Origin of the sequence: Mangrovibacterium lignilyticum, assembly GCF_010882175.1 — a bacterium.
Lineage (GTDB): Bacteria > Bacteroidota > Bacteroidia > Bacteroidales > Prolixibacteraceae > Mangrovibacterium > Mangrovibacterium lignilyticum.
On the sequence record NZ_WKLH01000002.1, the window covers coordinates 1,273,217 to 1,294,262 of the forward strand.

Below are 21,046 nucleotides of genomic sequence, written 5' to 3' on the forward strand. Positions count from 1 at the left end.
TTTATAGTTAAGATTAATAGATTTTCACCCAGTCAATATACATGTTCACTTTTTCACCGTCTTCTAAAGCAGTGATTTCGTTTATGTTGGTGATACCAGTGAAAGAACCACCTACAGCAAGGTCAAACAGAATGAAGAAGTTGTCGTGGAAATATGCAGAGCGTCCGCTGGTTGCGCTAATGTCGAACGAATGAAATTCGATGTTGTCAACCGATACGGTCAAACTATTTTCGCTCCAGTCCAAGGTGTAGACATGGTATTGGCCGTCCTGTAAACTGTGGGGGAAGTTTGAAGCCCGGAATTCTTGCTGATGTCCTGTTCCGGTATCGGTTCCGTAGTGGATGGCTGTGTTCAGGAATGTTTCGGTGGTAGCTCCGGCAATTCCATTACGTTCGCCCATCTCCATAATATCAATTTCTCCGCATTGCGGCCAAGACTTTCCGTTGTCTCCCATCATCCAGAACGCGGGCCAAAGGCCGTTGCCGGTTTTGGGAAGCTTAATGCTTGCCTCTATCTTTCGGTATTTGAAGTTCTTTTTTCCTTCGGTATTTACACGTCCGGAGTAGATTTTATTGCCTTTGCGTTCGGCTGTTAAAATCAGCACCGATTTACCGTCGTCGGTACCCACCGAAACATGCGCTGCATCGTAGGCTTGCAGTTCCTGGTTTACCCAGCCTGCTTCGTGCACTTCTTTCGTCCATATGTTTCCGTTAAAAGTTTCAAAATCGTCTTTGAAATAAAAACGCTCTTGTTTTCCTGCAACCACCTCATCGTTTGACGAGCAGGATTGTTGCATCAAACACATTAGTAGTAGAAAGACTGTTGTTTTTTTCATATTAAAATGTTTAGGTTAAACTTGTTTTCCCGGCTGTTTTGAGGACGGCCGCAAACAAACATCCTCCGAGAGTCGAACTCGGAAGAACGTCTATTCTTTTGGTCGGCCTTTTTACTCAAAAGAGCGGCGTGAAAATGCAAAATGCAGGTAAAACCGATGGGCTGATAGCTGACAAATAGGGTTTGATTTCAGACAATTTTTCTATTAAGCCCTTTCCACGGGGCTTTCAGAGACCTTTGTAACTGTGTTTGGGGATATTAAATTTCCGGCGTTGTGATAAGTAAAAAGCGCCAACAAGATCAGTTATCGTCCGTTTGAAAGAAAAGGCTCCGGTCTAAAATCAGTTATGAAGCAGAATCGGATTGATTGTATTTGCTGGGTTGTACACCAAATTGTTTCTTGAACAACGAACTAAAATATTTTGTATTGACAAATCCGGTGTCGGTAGCAACTTCGGTCACGTTTCTGCCTTCCTTCAATAGTTCTGCTGCTTTCTGAAGGCGGATGATGCGTATAAACTCTTGTGGGCCTTTTCCGGTCAGCGATTTAAGGCGGCTGTAAAAGAGCGTCCGGCTCATGGCCATCTCCTGGCACAGCGTGTTAATATTGAAATCAACGTTACTCATGTTCCCGATGACAAGTTGAGTCGCTTGTATAATAAATTGACGATCGCTTTCCGGCAGCATATCCGAAGCCGGTTCATCTGTTTGATTGTCGTTGGTTTTTGCTGATAAGTCCGGGTTGTCGTTATTGTTCAGGCTTCCTTTTTCTGCTTCAACTTGTAAAAGAGCTTGCCGCATGAAAAAATCCCGTTGCCTGTTTCGGTTGACTATCAGACTCTGTACCTTCAGTTTCAGAATCTCGGTACTGAAAGGCTTGGGAATATAGTCGTCTGCACCTTTCTTCAGTCCTTCAACAGTGGCATCATGATTAACTTTCGCGGTAAGCAAAATGAAAGGTATGCCCGCGGTGTCCGGATTTTCTTTGACCAGCCTGCAAAGATCATCCCCTTGTATGCCCGGCATCATGACGTCGGATAGGATTAGATCAGGGTATTCGTTTGAGAGATATGTGAGAGCCTCCTGAGCATCAGAAACGTCAACCACCCGGTAGTCGTACTCGAAAGTTTTACGCAGGTAGTAGCGCAGCGCTTCGTGATCTTCGACGATAAGCAGCGTATCTTTTCCTGTTTGCCGGTTGATGTTCCTGTTCTTGCTCACTTCTTGTTTGGCAATGTCGGCGGTTCCGGAGAACAAAACTTCCCGTGGAGTAACAGTCTGCTTTGATACAGCTTTGGGGACGGCATAGGTTCTTGGCAGCGTTACCGTAAAGGTGCTGCCTTTGTCTTCCTCGGACTGAAAGCTGATCTTTCCGTGCAGTATTTTTATTATCCGGCGTGCCTGTAAGAGGCCGAAGCCCGTTCCGCCTTCGTTCGATTTTCGCGTATTCTCTGCTCTGTAGACATCGGTAAACAAGTGTTTTTTTGCCTTTTTCGGAATGCCAATACCGCTGTCTTTGATTTCTATAATGGCTTTTCGTTTCGTGTAATTTAAACTTATGCGGACATCACCCTGCGGCATCGTGTACTTGCAGGCATTGGAAACCAAATTGTCCAGCAGTATTTCGACGATATGCATGTCTGCCATAACATAAACGTTTTCATCGGGCAAAGAGAGACTTAAGTTCAATTGTTTCTTGTCGCACAACGGCTGGAAACCGGCAATCTCTTCGGCAAGGACGTCGTTGAGGTTCAACGGGCTTAATACAGGCTGTTGCTTGTGGGTATCTACCTTTTCAAATTCGAGTAGCTGCGTGATGAGCGTATAGAGCTTGTTCGTGTTGCTGTGCGCCAGTTCCAGGAGGAAAAGGGCTTTGTCCGAGAGTCCCTTTTCCTTATAAAGGTCGTCCAAAGGCGCCATAACAAGTGTTACAGGTGTCCTGATATCATGTGCCGTATCGATGAAGAACCTTATTTTGTCTTCATCGTACCTTTTCTGAAGCTGATTGCTCTTGTAGCGCCAGATAAAGGAAATGACGATACCCGCGACGGCAATGTAAACTGCCCATGCCCACCACGAATTCCACCAGGGTTGAGCGACTTTTATTACAATTGTTCGTTCGGATATAATCTTCCCGTTATTCCGTCGTAAGCTGCGTACTTTGAGGAGATAAGAGCCCGGAGATACATTGGTGTACCTCACCACTCCATTGGACGATAAGTTACTCCATGATTTCTCGTATCCTTCCAGAATATACTGGTAGGCAATGTCTCGCTGAAAACGATAATTGATCGACTCAAAGGTGACTGAGAATGAGTTGTGTTTGTAGTCAAGTTCAATCATGCCTTTAGCCAGCATGTCATAGATAGCAGGACGTAAACGCTTTTCTTCCTCAGCGGGGAGGTAGTCTATGGTCAAGCCGGTAAATCTCAATTGGGCTTGATAGTTTGTCATGCTTATCGCGTCGGGCGTAACCAAGACAACACCGTTCGTGCTGCCATAGGCAAATTTCCCGTCTGTCAGCCGGGCAAAAGAGGATTTGTTATATTCTTTGTCGATATCGCCCACATAATTGAGGTTCGATACCTGGAAGTTTTCGATTAGCGCAAGTCCTTTCCCCGTACTTACCCACAAACGTCCTCTGGCATCTCGTTGCAGGCTATATACGTCGTTGGATGGTAGCCCTTCCTGCGTGGTGAATATTCTTGACTCTCGGCTTCGCATATCATACAGGTTTAGCCCACCCCCTTCTGTTCCCAGCCATACAGTACTGTCGGCATTAAAAAGCATGGATATAATATAGGCGCTGACATTTTGTTCGTGATATTCTTGGGAGCTTGCGTAGCGTTGGATTTCTCCGGTACGTTTATTCACCAGGCAGAACCCATTCACTGTGGCGGCGGCTATTTGGTCATTGTTTACCTCCTCTATGGAATGAATCCACTTAATATCGTATGTTCTTTCGGGGCGTCCCTGATTATCCATCATCAGCAGTTGTCCGTCCAGACCACCCACCCATAGGTTCCCGTCTGTATCTTGTTTGAGCGAAAAAACATAATTTGTTGTAAGTCCTCCCTGCTGTTTGGTAAGATGGCGGACGACCTGTTTCCGGCTGTTCAGAAGGTAGATGCCGTCTCCGTAAGTTCCTGCCCACACTGAGCCATTTTCCCCTTTGCACAAAGCAACAACTACGCCCCCGTTTAACTCATGACTCCACCGATGCGAAGATTTATCGCGGATGCTGATTCCGAAGTCGGTGGCAAACCATAGGTTTCCATTGGTATCTTCTTCGATATCATTGACATTGTTATTTGCCAGTGATTGCGGATTTCCTCTTTGGTGGCTTAATATCGTAATCGGGTATTTCAACAGAATGGCAACAGATACGCCCCCGGTGTAACTTCCTATCCAGATGTTTCCCTGGTTGTCCTTGGTGACAGCATAAATCCCGTTGCCCGGTAAGAAAATGTCGGTACTGTCCTCTGTACTCATCAGCAGATGGTACTTTTTTGAGTCTCGGTCGACTGCATACACACCTCCTCCATCTATTCCTACCAACAAGGTATTCTCATCATAGCTCGTAATTGTTCTTATCGGGTATAGAAAACCGGAACTTTGTTCTTTCAGAGGGAGCAGGGCCGAAGTTTTCAAATCCATCACCCACAGACCATTATTGAAAGTGCCTATCCAGAGTTCATTGTCGGTTAGGTTGTGAAAGAGCGTCTGTGCATCCTTTCCTTTTATCAGCCAATGTGCTTGGTCTAAATGCGCGTACGAAAGTTTTAACACCCCGGTGGATGTACCAACAAAAAGCGATTCGCCTGTAGATATGATGTCATTTACATATTGTCCGCTTAGGACCGGAGTGATCGGTTTATCAGCTTCTTTCTTATACAGCCCTTTGCTAAGTCCCAACCATAATGTTCCGTTCTGATCCAGGCACAACTTGTTTAAAATGATTTCTTCGTTGATAAACTCGGACAAATACATGTACTGTTCAAAATTGTCATCCAGAATCGAATAACGATAGATTCTCCCGGTGTTGTCGTATGCCCATAATCCGTAATGTTTATCATACAGCAAACGAAGTGTACGCCCGCCCATATCACCGTAGTAAAAGTTGCCCGATAACGTATAGCTTTTTATGGTATTGCCGTTATAGCGATCGATTCCTGCTTTTGTGGCAATCCACATTGCGCTGTTCTGATCTTCAACAATTGAAAATACGCGTTGACTGCTGAGCCCCTCCGAATAGCCAATATGCTTGATGTCGAATATATTGTTGGTTAATTCGGCCTTGACGACAACGACCGCCATCGACAATAATATTATTATTGTTAGTTTCAACAGTTTTGTCATAATTACGTTTCACAAATGCATGATAATGGGAAACTGTTTAATATTAGATAAACAGGCACAAATAATTGACTATCAAATTGGCAAATGAAATAAAAATCCATATCCCACATATAGTCAAACACATAAAACACCAAAAGAATGTATTTTACCGACCTAACCGATACCCAATATGATGTAATATTAGCCATTTTAAAGGATAAAGGAAAACGGAACTATTCTTTGATAGAAATATTTAACGGCATCTTCTATGTGCTTAAAACCAGTTGTCAATGGAGGATGGTTCCGAAGTGTTTCCCAAAATGGGAACTCATATATTGCGCCCCATGTACTTTGAGACAAATGTCCGATCGTTGGCTATTCTCCCAGACCTTCACAAAAACCTCATGAACCAAATCTTCAGCATCTGATTCCGATTTTATGATAGAACAAACAAATTTGTTCAATTTTGCCTAAAAGAAAAAGTATACTTCGTCAAAAGCACGCATATCTCCATTGACAAGATCTTCGATGCATCGTTTCTCGATTTTTCCCTTTCCTACATGATTCAAAGTTGATTGAATTCTAAAGATGTTTCAAAAATGTAAAAGATTCCCTTCTTGTCAATTCTAACAAAGAAAGAACTCTCAACATCACATTAAAAGGGCAACAAATAAAAAATCAAAGAATAGCATCGTTGCACTTAACTAGCCGTAAAGTATTTTTATTGCATATCCACTTCTTTAAGAAATATACGGATATGACACGACTGAATATAGAAAAATCAGATCTAAATGCTTAACTTTCGAATTTCGAACGCATATAAGAACCAATATTTATTTGCATCCAGAAATTATTGTAACTAAATTAGACAAATTTTGAAGCGTTCTTTAAATGTGAACAATACGGTGAACTAAAGAATTCACAAGACTATAAATATCTGATATATAAATACATTACGAATCAAGTTCAAATCTTGTCATACCTACCCTATTTCTGTCATACCCATTCTCATCGCTAATCCCTTCATATCTGCCGATATTTTCGAATCGACAATTCGCGCATAAATTTGAGTAGTCTTTATAGAGGTATGCCCTAACATCTTTGAAACAGTTTCCAATGGAACGCCATTCGACAACGTCACCGATGTAGCAAATGTATGTCGAGCCACGTGCATTGATAGGTTCTTGTTTATTCCACAGATCGTCGCTAACTCTTTCAAGTACTCATTCATTTTCTGATTCGAATGTATGGGAAGTAATCTTCTCTTGTTTTCGCTCTGAGGGAAGTCTTTATACTTGTTTAGCACTGCTTTGGCTTTTGGCAATAGCGGAACTCGACACCGAATATCTGTTTTAGTTCGATCAATGATGATCCATTCTTCACCATCATTTCCAATATGAATGTGATCATCACTTAGCTTCTGAAGCTCTGCATAAGCCAATCCGGTATAACAAGCAAAAACAAAGACATCACGAATGATTTCCATTCTTAGCGTGAAGAATTTCTTTCTCTCCAAGTGATAAAGTTCTTGAAGCGTCAGATAATCCCGATGAGTTTCGTTACGCTTCACTTTGAAAGAATTGTATGGATTTACTGATAACAAATTCATAGCTATAGCTGTATTCAATACTTTTTTTAAATGTTTGTGATACGTAAGCGCAGTATTCGGTTTTAACCAAAGGTCTGTTTTAAGATAGAGATCGAACGAATTCAGAAAATTGTAATCAACCATTGATAATAGGAGATCGGTTCTACCAAATCTGATCTTGATGAATTCGGATAATCTAGAATATGTCGTTTTATAATGCTTAAGTGTTCCTTCCGAGTAGTCATTGCCAATTCGTCCTTCTATTCCATTAATAATACCGTCAAGAATTTCAAGCACACCCTTTTCTCCGCTCAGTCCCCGTAGTTTATTTTTCAAATGCATTGCGGAGAACGGCTCCCCTTTCGCCGCTAATTGATTGTAGATGTCTTGAACACGAAAAGCAGTTTTATCTAAGCGACTATTCAGAATTTTGACTTCTTCGGTTCTCCCTTTTACCTGCTGCTTTTCTTCAATCCAGATTACAGGATCAATAAAAATACCGGTCGACAATTCAAAGCGTTGACCATGCATGGTACATCTCAGATAAATCGGGCATTTGTCATCGGTGCGTGATTTTGATTTCTTCAAGGAAAAGTTTACTGTAATTCTCATAACTCAACTCATTTTTATGTTTTAAAAATGGTCTCGTTTCCATACATAAAGTTAAGCTAAGAGGTTCATAAACCCAAGTATCAAAACGAAACAAATTAATTAAATATGAATTGATTATCAAAAACCTACATCGATTGTCGAGACCAATTGAAGTTTATCTATGAACAGGTCTCGATATGGTCTCGTTTGCTTTGCGAATTGGTGCATATTTTGGTGTCTGCCGCAAAATAGAAAAGCACTTAAACCTAAGATTTAAGTGCTTTTAAGTCTTTTTGACTTCTTAATTGGTGACTCAGCTGGGGTTCGAACCCAGGACCCCATCCTTAAAAGGGATGTGCTCTACCAGCTGAGCTACTGAGTCATCCTCATTGTGTAGTGCCCTTTTGTTTAAAGGCGCTGCAAAGGTAAAAACTCAATTTTTATCTGCAAACTTTAGCTTACATTTTTTGAAAAAAAGCTACTCGCAGTTATCAACAGCCCATTGTTAAATGTGACTTCGGGACACAACTAAAAAAAGTTTACATTTGTGCTTTGCTTTTATAAACAATGGAAAACAAAGTTGTCATTATAACCGGTGCATCATCCGGAATCGGTAAAGCTTTAGCCTGTGAGTTTGCCTCAAAAGGAGCAAAACTTGTCTTAGCAGCACGACGCACTGAGTTGCTCGAACAGTTGAAACAGGAACTAAACAACACAGAAGTAATAACACACAAAACAGACGTAAGCAAAGAGGAGGATTGTCGCGAACTCATTGAAATTGCAATCTCCAAGTTTGGAAAAATTGATATCCTTATCAATAACGCCGGAATTTCTATGCGGGCCAATTTTGAGGACGTCGACTTAAGCGTTCTTCAAAAACTAATGGATGTTAATTTTTGGGGAACCGTTTATTGCTCTAAATATGCCCTTCCCCACTTACTAAAAGCCAAAGGGTCGCTTGTCGGAATCATATCTATTGCAGGCTTTGTTGGGCTTCCCGGAAGAACGGGCTATGCAGCATCCAAATTTGCAATACGAGGCTTTTTAGACACTGTGCGCATTGAAAACATAAAGAACGGATTACACGTACTGGTTGCAGCCCCCGGGTTCACATCCTCTGAAGTGCGCAAATCTGCTCTAACAGCCACAGGTGGGAATCAGGGAGAGACTCCGCGAAATGAAGCAAAAATGATGTCGGCTGAGGTTTGTGCCAAATATATCGTAAAAGCCATCGAAAAGCGAAAAAGACAGCTTATCCTGACCTTCCTTGAAGGAAAGATGACTGTTTTCCTTGGAAAATTCTGGCCGGCACTACTCGATAAGTTAACTTTCACACACATGGCGAAAGAGCCGGATTCACCTTTCAAATAACTAACATGCTGGTTCACGAAACGAAAATCCGTGTTTATTATGACGATACGGATAAAATGGGTGTTGTCTACTATGGTAACTATCCGCGCTACTACGAAATCGGACGTAGCGAATTAATCCGAAGCTTAGGAATATCTTACAAAGAAATGGAAGAATCGGGGATCATGCTTCCCGCAAGCAGTCTGAAGATAAACTACATTAAATCGTCTTACTACGATGATCTGCTAACCGTGCGAACGATCATTGAAAAAGTTCCCCAGGTTAAATTCCCGATTAAAACAGAGATATACAACGAAAAGGGTGAGCTAATCAACGAAGGGGAAACCATCTTGGCATTCTTCGACGAAAAAACAGGAAAACCGTGCCGTGCACCCAAGTATTTTACCGATAAGGTAGCAGAAATGATCTAGATGCTGTAGTGCTCAACAAGGGTAAAAACAAAAGTCATCAGCACTATGATGACAATAATAACACCGGCTATTTTATTAAACCACCACAAAACCCGTAGGTTAAATTTATGCCGAAACAAGCTCACCAAACCCGTTAATACCAGCCACCAGCTATTGGCCCCAACAAAAACACCACCAACCATTGATATGGCTTGTGTTGGATTATCCATCTGAAAAACGACGCCGGAACTGGCAAAAACAGCCAAAAAGATAAAAACCACCATCGGATTCGGGAAGGTGATTAGAAAAGTAGACAGGAAATCCTGGAAGTAAGAACTTCCCTTTCTCCGGTATTTTCTCAAATCGGTAACCGGATCTTTGAAGAAGATATGGATTCCCAAAAAAAGCACCATCGCCGCTCCCACAACTTGAAAAGCCAACTGATGAATCCGTATGAAATCGATAATGTAGGTCAAACTGAACCCTGCAACAACTGCATAAATAGCATCAGACACTGATGCTCCCATCCCGGATAAGAATCCACTGATACGATTTTTATTCACCGTCCGCTGAATAATCAATATTCCGATAGGCCCCAACGGCACCGAAACCGCCAACCCAATTATGATCCCCTTTAGAAATAACGACAAAAACATGGTACAAAAATAACATAAAAGCATTTTATCAAAAGTAGAAGAACCGATTTCCTACATTTTTTAACAAATCGCCTCCGTCAGAAAATTTAGTTTGTAATTTTAGGCCTCTTAACAAAAACTACTCTGTCATCAACTAAAATCAACACCATGAGAAAACTGACATTTTTGACACTTTTGACTTTCATTTTAACCCAAACAATGGCACAAGATTTCCAATTGAAGCTTTGGCCCGACGGAGCTCCGAATAAGAACACGCCTCCGGGCGATGAGCAATACTACGAACAGGGTGGCACCTATCGCTACAGCAATATTTCCGAGGCCGAGTTATTTGTCTATTTGCCCGATGAATCTGTAAATACCGGAGCGGCAGTCGTTATATGCCCTGGCGGTGGCTATTGGGTTGAAGCCATTGATCATGAAGGCTTTCAAATCGCTGAATACCTGAAAGAACATGGAATCGCAGCTATTGTCTTAAAATATCGTCTCCCCTATGGCAATTCGGAAATCCCGCTGACTGATGCACTTCAAGCTATGCGCTACGTTCGGTCGAAAGCATCGGAATGGAAAATCGATCCGGGAAAAGTGGGAATTGCCGGAGCTTCAGCCGGTGGACATTTAGCCTCGACAGCAGGAACACATTTTACCATGGGTGATCCTGAAGCAGCTGATCCGTTGATGCAGATCAATAGCCGTCCGGATTTTATGCTTCTACTGTACCCTGTCATCAGTTTTGACGAGAAAATCACCCATACCGGCTCCAGAATCAACCTGATTGGCCAAACCAATGATTGGGAGGTAGCTTCAAAATTCTCGAATGAATTGCATGTTTCCGACGACACGCCACCAACCTTTTTCGTTCTGGCTGATGACGACCACGGCGTGGTACCTGAAAATTCCATCCGGTTCTACATGGCCCTAAAAGAACACAATATCCCGGCTGAATTACACATTTTTGCCAAAGGAGGACATGGCTTTGGAATGAAAAAAATGGACCTGCCGACGGAGAAATGGCCGGACATGTTCGTCGATTGGATGAAAACAATGAAATTTATTTTATAATAAAAATCAATCCTTAGCCTCGGCAAGATTTCCCAAGGCTACGAAAACATTGACTCCAGAGTGATTTCCACCTTGATTCAAACACCAACACAAAGTGTTAAAGGAACAGGAAAATCATTTGGGCTCAATGTTTTCTTTTTATAGAATAAACCACCACAATGACAATCTAAAACTCCGGTCGCCGACTAATATAAAAAAACAGAACACAGTTTAAAACATTAAGACATTTAAAAACTTCAAACAATTTACATCGGCATGCTTTAAGCAATTAGAAATAAAGAGTATCTTCCCACCATGAAAAAGATAGTCAAATACTTTTCCAACCTGTACCATAAATTCGGCATTGGTCTCTACGAATGCTGGATGAATTAGTCGAGTTATTGCTCCCCCTGAATTCTATTCACCCCTTTATAATATCATTTATCAAGAACGCTTTTGTCAGGAATACATCCGCTCGGTCCTGAAAATCCGGTTACAACGAAATTCAGTCAATCAGGTTCATCCGTGTTTTACTGACAACAAGCCAAAACACAAAATCGTAATACATGAAACGTCGTAAACAATTAACAACTGCATTGTTTTTAGTGCTATGCTTTTCGTCGTCCTTTGCCCAGGACATGTTAAGCCGCTACGAGAAAGCGGAAAGCTTTCTTCCGAAGAACATTTATAAACTGGCTAAAAACATCGATCTCCGCCCACATTGGATTGGACAAAGCTCCGATTTTTGGTATGCAGAGCAAACAAAAACGGGTAGTCGATACATGCTTTTCGATTCCCGAAAAACGAAAAGCCAACCAGCCTTTGACCAGGAAGCTTTGGCCAGATTGATCAGCGAAGAAAGTGGCAAAAGTGTATCACCCGACTCTCTCAATCTAATGGATTTGGAGTTTTCTTCCGATAAAAAATCAATCAACTTCAAATTGAAAGACCAGCGTATTTTTGTCAAACTCTCTGACTATACCATTTCCAAAACAGAGGAAAAGCCGGAAGCAACACCAAAATATGAGTCTGTCTCACCAGACAAAAAATGGGTTGTTTCATTGAAACAATACAACCTCTACCTAAAAAACGTGGAGACAGGAGAAGAAACCACACTAACAACCGATGGTGTTGAAAAAAATGAATATGCCAATCCGGCCAACAACTGGGAGAAACTGATTGATATTTCGAAAGGTGACCAATACGATCCCAACATCGACATTCAATGGTCGGAAGATTCCAAAAAGTTTGTCACCTACAAAATCGACCGCTCAAAAATTGGCTTGATGTACCTGTATCAAAGCACTCCGGACAGCGGTTACAGAGCCAAAGTATTGGCCTACGAACGCTCCATCCCGGGCGAACCAACAATTATGCAGCAGTACTATGTTTTCGATGTTGTGACTAAAAAGCAAACGAAACTTGACATCCCGACAATTCCGGATATCTGTATGAGTTTTGGCCCACAATGGATGGATGGTTCAAACAAAATCATGATCGGCGCTTACAAACGTGGCTACCAATCGCAGGATATCTACATGGCCAATTCCAGTAACGGCGACGCAAAAGTCATCCTGCACGAGCAGGCTAAAACAATGATCGAAACACAGCTAACAACTTGCCGCTGGATCAAAAATGACGAAGAGTTTTTGTACACATCTGAACGTAGCGGCTGGAATCATATTTATCGCTACAACAAGGATGGAGCACTGATCAACCAAGTAACAACCGGCGATTTTGTGGTAACCGGCATCAAGGCAATCGATGAAAAAAACAACAAGATCTATTTCACCGCTTGCGGCAAAGACCCGTCAATCGATCCGTACTACTTACAACTCTACAGTGTTCTGATGAATGGAAAAGAATTGAAACTCTTAACGCCAGAGAATGCTTATCACAACGTAACACTTTCGCCCGACTACAAAACATTTGTTGACAATTATTCGCGAATCGACACAAAACCTGTTTCAGTGGTCCGATCGGCAAAAGACGGCAAAATCCTAAGCCAACCGATTACCGCCAACATAGACGTTTTGCTCGCTACCGGATGGCATTTCCCACAACCGTTTAAAACAAAGGCTCGCGATGGCAAGACCGATATCTATGGTGCAATTTATTATCCGTCGGACTTTGACTCAACCAAAACATATCCGGTGATCGACGGAACTTATTCAGGTCCTCAGGCTGTTCGCACGCCAAAAACCTTTAACAGTGCTTTCCGCTCATACGATGTTTCGTTTGCTGAGCTGGGTTTCATCGTTGTTACTGTTGACGGACTGGGAACCGCCATGCGCTCCAAGAAATTCCATGATTTCTCGTACGAAAATCTGGGTGATATTGGTGCTGAAGACCATATTAAAGCCATTAAAAGTCTCGCGAAAAATCATACATCCTTCGATACAACACGCGTTGGGATTTACGGACACTCAGCTGGCGGGTACGACGCTTGTCATGCGTTGCTGACACATCCCGAATTTTATAAAGTTGGCATCTCTTCTGCAGGAAACCATGATCACCGCATTGCCAAAGCCTGGTGGCCAGAACAATACATGGGACCGATTGGCACTCATTACGACGAGCAGTCGAATTTCAACCTGGCGGATAAATTGGAAGGCAAACTATTACTTGTTCACGGAGACTTGGACAACAATGTGAACCCGGCCTCAACCCTGCGCATGGCTGGCGAATTCATCAAGCACAACAAAGATTTTGATATGCTGATTATTCCGAATAAAAATCACGGTAGTGTGTTCGAAGTTCCCTTCTTCCTGCGCAAACGCTGGGATTATTTTGTCGAAAACCTGATGGGTGCTAAGCCTCCTCATAACTACGAGATCAAATCGTACGAATAAATAACGCTAACTGACCTAAAGTTAGTGATCAAAGAAATTCAGCCTGATAACGTTACACACATTATCAGGCTGAATCAATTAAAGCCGAACTTGTAGTCCGAAAACTTGAGATCTTTTCACAAAAAAAAGCGAAACAAAGTTTGCCCTCTCTGTTCCGCTTTAGAAATCGTAATACAATAATAACTTTTAATAGTACAAATCTAGTGAAAAGAATTCGTAACCGTCAACTTTTTTAACGACGAAATTGTCTGAAAATGATCTGACTTAAGGGAATAGCCCAAATTACTGACCTTTGCAAGAAACTGAATCGATTCGTACTCACAAATTTTGGCGACTCCACCATTACAAAATAACTGCCAGAATTGAACCTTCAGAGCTCATCAAGCTGAAAAGTATGTTATTTCGAAAGTGCTCTTCCTACAAATACAAATTCTCCCCGTTCCAATCCGAAACGCTGAAAATATGATGTTCTCCTCCGGTGACAAACAGACCAGCGTTGCTAAATGAGAAACAATTTCCCCCCGATGCTCACCTTTATGGCATTTTAGATATGAAGGCAATACGCAGAACACGCTGCCGCTGCGAGCAAAACTCCGACAAGTCTATTTTTTGAATCTATGAGAAAACGGCACAAAAGATACTGGTATTACCCCAACCTGAATTTGATCGTTCATTTCTACACCTGAACTTATTCAGGGAAATATTTATAGAAATTCTAAGGCAATCTCCTGCTTTACGAACCACTAAATTTTCAAGCATTTTCATCAAATTTTTTATAATTCATTATCGAATTACCACATTTTTTTTCATTTCGTAAGCCACACTTAAACATTAAAACCAATAAAAACATCAGAACAAACAACACGCAACGCCCTATATATATGACAATTACCAAATTTCAACCGATCGACAGATCACAAAACATGCAATCTTTGACTACACATTCGTATCACTTTTTTACACAATTGTTAAAGTTTGTAAAATCGCGAACGACTACTTTGCCGAAAGAGCATTCAGGGAAAGTTGACGTCAGACAAGCCGACCAAAACTTCCTCCTATTTGGCAATAAAATTCTCAGTGTATAATCAGTAAAAATTTAATGAATGAAAAAACTTTGGAACTATGGCGATCAAATTCGATTGTCAAACAAACTTCTCCAATTGATGAGGTTTACGGTTGTTCTTGTTTTATCAGCAATGATCACGAATGCCGCTTATGCGGTTGACACCGATCTTGCGCAAGAAAAAACCATAACAGGACAAGTAAAATCAAAACAAGGCGATCCTATTCCCGGGGCATCGATTCTGATCAAAGGAACCATGAAAGGAACCATTTCTGATATTGATGGTAAGTTCAGCCTCCAGGCTTCATCAGGCGATGTTTTAGTATTTTCCTTTATTGGTTATAAAGATCTTGAGGTTCCCGTCGGACAACAATCTTTCCTGGACATCGCCATGGAGGAAGAGTCCATCGGCATTGGTGAAGTGGTAGCTATTGGTTACGGAACTCAGAAACGCGGTGATGTTACCAGTGCCATCACAACCATTAAATCTGAGGATTTCTCGGTTGGTAAAATCGGCGATGCTGCCGAGTTGGTAAAAGGTAAAATTGCCGGTTTGAGCATTACGAAATCATCAGGTGACCCAAATGCCACATCAACCATTATGCTTCGCGGTATTACAACAATCATGGGTAGTGTTGAACCATTGGTGCTGGTCGACGGTATCGAAGGATCTTTAACAACTGTAGCTCCCGAAAACATTGCATCGATCGATGTACTGAAAGATGCTTCGGCAGCCGCTATTTATGGTACACGGGGTGCAAACGGTGTTATCATTATCACCACCAAATCAGGCACCCGCAATACTGAAACCCGGACTTCTTATTCCAGCTATGTTTCGGTATCAGAATGGTACAAAGAAGCTGACTTCATGGATACACACGATGTAATCTACGGTCGTACAAATTTCAATTACGAAGGATACGATACAGATTGGTTGGCTGCTGTAACCCGCAAGGGAGGATTCACACAAAACCATTCTTTGAGTCTGGAAGGCGGATCGGATAAATCGGCCTACTCAGCAAACGTGACTTATTCTGACGAAGAAGGAATTATGCGTAAGAGTGACAGCAACGACATAAAAACTCAGCTCGACTTCAGTCAGTATGCACTGAATGACATCTTAAAATTCAACGTGAATTTACTGTATTCAACCCATAAGAATACAAACAACAACAATAGCTATGTCTACCGCCAGGCTTTGATCCACAACCCCTCTTCGCCGGTTTACAACGAAGACGGATCATACTACGAAGATTTCAACCTTTTCCAGTATTACAACCCGGTTGCCATTCAAAATGAATTGATCGGCGATACCCGTTCAAAATATGCCCGTATCGTTGGTAATATCACTTTAGAACCGATTAAAGGCTGGAAAACAAACCTGATGGTTTCTAGAAAAGAAACAGAATCAACTTCAGAAAATTACTATACCAGCGAATATTATTCTCAGGCAACAGCCGGTATTCGCGGTACGGCAACAAAATCCTCAGCCAACGGAAAAAGCGATAACCTGGAGTTGACCTCTCGGTACGACTTCACGCTCAACAAAAGCCGCGTAACTGCTCTTGTTGGCTACAGCTACTTGTACAATGTTTATGATGGATTCAGTGCCGGAAACTCAAATTTCCCATCCGAGTCGTATCTCTACAACAATTTATCACAGGGTACTTATCTAACGGATGACGATCATACTCCGAGCATGGGATCGTACAAAAACGATAATACTTTAATTGGTTTCTTCGGACGGGCCACTTACGGCTACGACAACCGATTTAATGCCATGGTGAGTATTCGTCGTGAAGGTTCATCTAAATTTGGTGAAAACAACAAGTGGGGTACCTTCCCTTCCGTTTCACTTGGATGGACCCTAAGCAACGAAGGCTTTATGCAAAGTGCTTCCTGGTTGAATAATTTAAAACTTCGTACCGGCTACGGTGTGACCGGAGTTATTCCCGGCAGTTCTTATTTGTCTCTGACAACTTTCGACTACGACGCCTATGGCCAGCATTTAAGTGCAGGTGGTGATTGGACCCCATCTCTGAAGGTAGCTCAAAACCCGAACCCTGACCTGAAATGGGAAACAACAAGAGAATATAATATTGGAGTTGACTGGTCGATGCTGGATGCACGACTGAGTGGTACAATCGATGTGTATTCGAAAAAAACGGTAGACTTGCTGTATGACTATGCCGTTCCTGTACCTCCAAACATGTACGACTATACAACTGCGAACGTTGGAGAGATGCAAAACCGCGGTATTGAGGTCATGCTGACAGGCGTTCCGGTTAGCAAAAAAGACTTTCAGTGGAATACGACAATAACTCTTTCGCACAATGCGAACAAGCTATTAAGCTTATCCAACGATTTGTATGAAACGGACAACTTTCAGGAAGTTGGAGGCGTAAGCGATCCAATCTCAGTTGCGACACACGCCATGGAAGTCGGACATCGTTTGGGTGATTTCTGGGGATTAAAATCAGTCGGTGTCAGCAAAGACGGTTTTGTTTTAATTGAAGTAAAAGACGCCGACGGAAACTGGACCGTGAAAGAGTTCGACACCAAATACAATGAAGAAGCAAATCGCCAGCGTTTGGGCAACGGTCTCCCACAAATTTATGCCGGTTGGAACAACACCTTCCGCTACAAAAACTTCGATCTGAACTTGCAGTTTACCGGTCAATTCGGCTTCAAGATTCTGAACGTTCAACGTAGTTTCTACGAAAACAATTCAATTGCCTACAACCGCTTAAAATCAGCAGCCGATCTTCATCCTGCAACCGATGTGTACGGCGAGGCTGTTATGGGTGACGATGGCAATCAATTAATGGTCGCATTGTCCAGTTCAATGTCTCAAGGTGTTTGGAGCGATCAAATTGAAGATGGTGATTTTGTCAAGCTAACGAATGCGACACTCGGCTATAATCTGCCAATTACAGGATCATTGAGTAAATACATTCAAAAATTGCGCTTGTATGTGTCAGGTCAAAACCTTTTCACAATTACAGGTTATTCGGGCCTCGATCCTGAAGTGTCTAACTACTTCCTTGCTCCGGGCATCGACGACCGTGATAAGTATCCAACCGTTCGTTCTTACACGTTTGGACTTTCTGTTAACTTTTAAAAACTTGTAAATTATGAAACTCATAAAATATTCAATTTATAGCCTTGTAGTTGGTACTTTAATGCTTGTCGGCTCTTGTACCAACCTGGACGAAACTGTTTACGACCAACTTACTGACGAAACAATTGATGTGAACGATCCCGAGATTGTAGGCTACATGATGGGTGAAGTGTTTGCTCAATTTCGTTTTCTATATTGGGGCTGGAATGGCTACTTCGACGTGATGGAAGAATGTAGCGACACCTACATGACACCCAAACGTATTGGTGTCGGCTGGGGTGACTTATACATCAACATGCACAAACATAGCTGGAATGCAAGTCAGGGACATATTGAAGCTTTGTGGCATTATGCCTATGTCGGCATTGGATATGCAAACACAACACTTGACGTGTTGCCTGAGACAGGTTCAGACCAGGCACAAATGCGTTTTATGCGTGCTCTTAACTACTACGTATTGCTGGATGCCTTCCGCAGCGTTCCGTTGGAAACAACCCAGGACGTTGAAGCCGGCTATTTACCGGAACAAGCTACACCACAGGATATCTTCAACTTCTGTGTAGCGGAATTAGACGCTATCAAAGACGATCTGGGAACAGATAAAACCTTTGGTTATCCAAACAGATATGCAGCTTGCATGGTATTGGCCAAACTTTACCTGAACTACAACACTTATTTTGGAACGAGCGATGATACCTATTATCAAAAAGCATTAGCTGAAGTGGAAGAAATCATCACTGAAGGAGGTTATTCTCTTGCTGCCGATTATTTAGATAATTTCAAACAAGATATCTCTTCTTCACCTGAAGTAATTTTCGCGCTTCCGCTCGATAAAAAGAATGCTTCTCACAACTATTTGGTTAATAAATGTTTGGTTGGTGCCGGTGCTGCGGCCTATGGCTACAATGGCTCACCATGGAACGGTAGCTGTGCTGTACCTCAGTTCATTGAAAGCTACGACGATGCAGACAATCGCCTGGGTTACACATGGGCAGGAGGTGTACAATACATGGCAACTGAAGATTCTAATGGCAACACCGTTCCCCAATCGGGCGATCCAATTGCATTCTCTTCTGATGACTGGGCCGGTGAAGGCCTGTTAAATTACTCCGTTAAAGTTCACTCCATTGACAATCCCGGTGCCTATCAACAAGAAGGCTACCGCTTTGTAAAAAGTGAGATTGTAGCCGGCGACGACGGAACGTATGCTAATGACGTAGCTTTCTTCCGCCTGGCAGATGCCATGTTCATCAAAGCAGAATGTTTGTTGCGTCTTGGACAAGATGAGCAAACAGCAGCCGATCTGATTACTGAAATTCGCAATCGTTCATTCGATTCAGCTGCAAAAGCTGTTCGTACCGTGGCTGACCTTAAAGGCGGAAGTGCTTACGACTACGGACACCGTGAATACACCAGTGAAGGTTATGCCAACTACGATCCTGCATCATACGTGGTTACCAACGAAGGTGGAGATGATATCGAATTGGGTGGTTTATTGGATGACCTGGCCTGGGAATTTGTAGGTGAACATCACCGTCGTCAAGACCTGATTCGTTTCAAAATGGCAGACGGAAGAAATGTGTTTAACGGTAAATCATGGTTCTGTAAAGATGCAACTACTGAAACTCACTGGGATTATTTCCCAATTCCGAAAGCGGCAATCGATGCCAATATTTCACTCGTTCAAAACGATGGATATTCAGGCGCGAATTAATAATTATCAGGCAACTTAAAATTGACAACAATGAACAAGATATATCTATATATTATTCTTTGCATTCTCACTGCCGGGTTTATCAGCTGTGAGGACAATGCAGATTTCAGCAGTCTACACGAACTGACTGCTGACGAGATCGCTGAAATCGCTCGTCAAGATTCGATTGAAGAAGCTGCTAAAAATAAAATCAACGCCAATTTAGTACTCGAGTATTCGGTTGATATCACAACAAGTGGTACGCTTTACGATGGAGTAAGTCTTCCGATTGATATTGACCAAATTGCCGAGCTTTTTGGACTGACTGAAGAAGAAGTTTTGGCCGGTATTGCTGAAGAAAGCGGTGCCCCGGAAATTAAAGGTTTTGCGATGGAAGGTGAAACTCACTCCGATGTCGCTTCAGCAACCAATACCAACTCGACCTGGGGCCACTGGTGGGATGCCGACAATAAAATAACGACTTGGGGTGAAACCGCCATGGTTTTTGCCGAATTCGATTATGAAACCGGTGAATTTGCCATTGGTCAATACCCGGGACATTTGGAAGATGGCCAGACCCTGGAAATCATTGAGGCATTGAAATACAACGAACTGCGCGTAGCCGTAGTTGTTACCATCAATGCTAAAGCTCCGGGACAGGTTTCTGCTGAAGTTGTTAGCACACAAAATATCAGTGTCGATGTTTACCCTCGTTTAGGATATGATGCCGACTCTATTGAGTTTGATTTGGATCAGGCCTTAACTGACCTTGGCGTAAGCTCTATCGATGAAGTTAGTTTCATTGGTGTAAACGAAGATGGATCGTACAACCAAGAACCCGTTATCGACGGAGTAGGTTTTTGGTATGATTTAAACGGATATGTTGGAAGCTGGGGTGAAAACGCAAGTTTCTACACCTACTACGGTGAATTCTCCGATAACGAAATCAGCATCGGACAGTTCCCGGGTAACATTACAGAAGAGCAGACTTACGACATAAAATACGGCATATTTGCCAACAACAAAATCGTAATGCTGGACTTTGCAATTACTGTTGTTCCGTACACGAATCCGGAAACCGCACCGACCGGTGATCCACAGGCCCTGTCATCAGACATTACGCTGAGCAAAGCGTACGGTGATGACTATGCAAGTGTTCAAGCTGATATCAAAGAAACGCTTCGCGATGCCTTTAAAATGACGACCTACGAAATCAGTCGGGCTATTATGACTGGCGAATTGAAATTGTACCAGGGAGCAATCACTGAAACTGATCCTGAATATACCTCTGATGTACCTGGTTACTGGTTAACAGCCGAAGGAACTGCAGGCGGATGGGGAGAAAGCCTGGTTTGGTGCAGCATCGGATATACCGAAACTGAACTGTACCTGTATGGTGGTAATCACCCGGCGAATGCTGTAGCTGGCAATTCCGTAAGCACAACCTATATTGCAACCTTAAATGGCGGTTCAGTTACATTCAACATTACCTTCAACATAGACTAAGGAACG

12 protein-coding genes and 1 tRNA gene are annotated in these 21,046 nt (G+C 42.4%); 8 read left to right on the forward strand and 5 right to left on the reverse strand.

Going from position 1 to position 21,046, the window contains the following annotated elements:
* Window positions 1–13: 13 nt before the first annotated feature.
* Together GJV22_RS12210 and GJV22_RS12215 are read right to left on the reverse strand one after the other, a co-directional pair.
* The gene (locus GJV22_RS12210) at window positions 14–835 is read right to left on the reverse strand and encodes a glycoside hydrolase family 16 protein (RefSeq protein ID WP_163713668.1); all 822 of its coding nucleotides are present in this window, start codon (window positions 833–835) and stop codon (window positions 14–16) included.
* A gap of 344 nt (window positions 836–1,179) precedes the next feature.
* Entirely contained in the window at window positions 1,180–5,193 is a 4,014-nt protein-coding gene (locus tag GJV22_RS12215) for a hybrid sensor histidine kinase/response regulator transcription factor (RefSeq protein ID WP_163713672.1), read from the reverse strand.
* Between the two features lie 138 nt (window positions 5,194–5,331).
* Here GJV22_RS12215 and GJV22_RS22430 point away from each other — a divergent pair, with 138 nt between their 5' ends.
* Window positions 5,332–5,580, forward strand: a complete 249-nt coding sequence (locus tag GJV22_RS22430) for a transposase (protein ID WP_107823769.1) — start codon at window positions 5,332–5,334, stop codon at window positions 5,578–5,580.
* A 574-nt stretch (window positions 5,581–6,154) separates the two neighbouring features.
* Here the strand turns inward: GJV22_RS22430 and GJV22_RS12230 are convergent.
* The gene (locus GJV22_RS12230) at window positions 6,155–7,372 is read right to left on the reverse strand and encodes a site-specific integrase (protein ID WP_163713678.1); all 1,218 of its coding nucleotides are present in this window, start codon (window positions 7,370–7,372) and stop codon (window positions 6,155–6,157) included.
* Between the two features lie 285 nt (window positions 7,373–7,657).
* Window positions 7,658–7,733 (reverse strand) — tRNA-Lys (locus GJV22_RS12235).
* A 185-nt stretch (window positions 7,734–7,918) separates the two neighbouring features.
* Here GJV22_RS12235 and GJV22_RS12240 point away from each other — a divergent pair.
* Together GJV22_RS12240 and GJV22_RS12245 are read left to right on the forward strand one after the other, a co-directional pair.
* Entirely contained in the window at window positions 7,919–8,722 is an 804-nt protein-coding gene (locus GJV22_RS12240) for an SDR family oxidoreductase (protein WP_163713680.1), read from the forward strand.
* Between the two features lie 5 nt (window positions 8,723–8,727).
* Window positions 8,728–9,132, forward strand: coding sequence for an acyl-CoA thioesterase (locus tag GJV22_RS12245; protein ID WP_163713683.1), 405 nt, complete (start codon window positions 8,728–8,730; stop codon window positions 9,130–9,132).
* Here the strand turns inward: GJV22_RS12245 and GJV22_RS12250 are convergent.
* Window positions 9,129–9,791: a LysE family translocator gene (locus GJV22_RS12250; RefSeq protein WP_317168692.1), complete on the reverse strand. Its 663-nt coding sequence runs from the start codon at window positions 9,789–9,791 to the stop codon at window positions 9,129–9,131. The genes GJV22_RS12245 and GJV22_RS12250 overlap by 4 nt on opposite strands.
* Window positions 9,792–9,914: 123 nt before the next feature.
* Here GJV22_RS12250 and GJV22_RS12255 point away from each other — a divergent pair, with 123 nt between their 5' ends.
* The 5 genes from GJV22_RS12255 to GJV22_RS12275 all read left to right on the forward strand — a co-directional run bounded on the left by GJV22_RS12255 (window position 9,915) and on the right by GJV22_RS12275 (window position 21,040).
* Window positions 9,915–10,826, forward strand: a complete 912-nt coding sequence (locus GJV22_RS12255; protein WP_163713689.1) for an alpha/beta hydrolase — start codon at window positions 9,915–9,917, stop codon at window positions 10,824–10,826.
* 545 nt (window positions 10,827–11,371) lie between these two features.
* Window positions 11,372–13,657, forward strand: a complete 2,286-nt coding sequence (locus GJV22_RS12260; protein WP_163713692.1) for a S9 family peptidase — start codon at window positions 11,372–11,374, stop codon at window positions 13,655–13,657.
* Between the two features lie 1,103 nt (window positions 13,658–14,760).
* Window positions 14,761–17,841, forward strand: a complete 3,081-nt coding sequence (locus GJV22_RS12265) for a SusC/RagA family TonB-linked outer membrane protein (RefSeq protein ID WP_205461852.1) — start codon at window positions 14,761–14,763, stop codon at window positions 17,839–17,841.
* Between the two features lie 13 nt (window positions 17,842–17,854).
* Window positions 17,855–19,555 carry a RagB/SusD family nutrient uptake outer membrane protein gene (locus GJV22_RS12270; RefSeq protein ID WP_163713695.1) on the forward strand — a complete coding sequence of 567 codons (1,701 nt, stop codon included), beginning with the start codon at window positions 17,855–17,857 and terminating at the stop codon, window positions 19,553–19,555.
* Window positions 19,556–19,585: 30 nt separating this feature from the next.
* The gene (locus GJV22_RS12275; protein WP_163713698.1) at window positions 19,586–21,040 is read left to right on the forward strand and encodes a DUF4859 domain-containing protein; all 1,455 of its coding nucleotides are present in this window, start codon (window positions 19,586–19,588) and stop codon (window positions 21,038–21,040) included.
* Window positions 21,041–21,046 lie beyond the last annotated feature (6 nt).

Coding starts and splice junctions, on each gene's coding strand:
- GJV22_RS12210 (WP_163713668.1), bottom strand. CDS start 835: ATGAAAAAAACAACAGTCTTTCTACTACTAATGTGTTTGATGCAACAA.
- GJV22_RS12215 (WP_163713672.1), bottom strand. CDS start 5,193: ATGACAAAACTGTTGAAACTAACAATAATAATATTATTGTCGATGGCG.
- GJV22_RS22430 (WP_107823769.1), top strand. CDS start 5,332: ATGTATTTTACCGACCTAACCGATACCCAATATGATGTAATATTAGCC.
- GJV22_RS12230 (WP_163713678.1), bottom strand. CDS start 7,372: ATGAGAATTACAGTAAACTTTTCCTTGAAGAAATCAAAATCACGCACC.
- GJV22_RS12240 (WP_163713680.1), top strand. CDS start 7,919: ATGGAAAACAAAGTTGTCATTATAACCGGTGCATCATCCGGAATCGGT.
- GJV22_RS12245 (WP_163713683.1), top strand. CDS start 8,728: ATGCTGGTTCACGAAACGAAAATCCGTGTTTATTATGACGATACGGAT.
- GJV22_RS12250 (WP_317168692.1), bottom strand. CDS start 9,791: ATGCTTTTATGTTATTTTTGTACCATGTTTTTGTCGTTATTTCTAAAG.
- GJV22_RS12255 (WP_163713689.1), top strand. CDS start 9,915: ATGAGAAAACTGACATTTTTGACACTTTTGACTTTCATTTTAACCCAA.
- GJV22_RS12260 (WP_163713692.1), top strand. CDS start 11,372: ATGAAACGTCGTAAACAATTAACAACTGCATTGTTTTTAGTGCTATGC.
- GJV22_RS12265 (WP_205461852.1), top strand. CDS start 14,761: ATGAAAAAACTTTGGAACTATGGCGATCAAATTCGATTGTCAAACAAA.
- GJV22_RS12270 (WP_163713695.1), top strand. CDS start 17,855: ATGAAACTCATAAAATATTCAATTTATAGCCTTGTAGTTGGTACTTTA.
- GJV22_RS12275 (WP_163713698.1), top strand. CDS start 19,586: ATGAACAAGATATATCTATATATTATTCTTTGCATTCTCACTGCCGGG.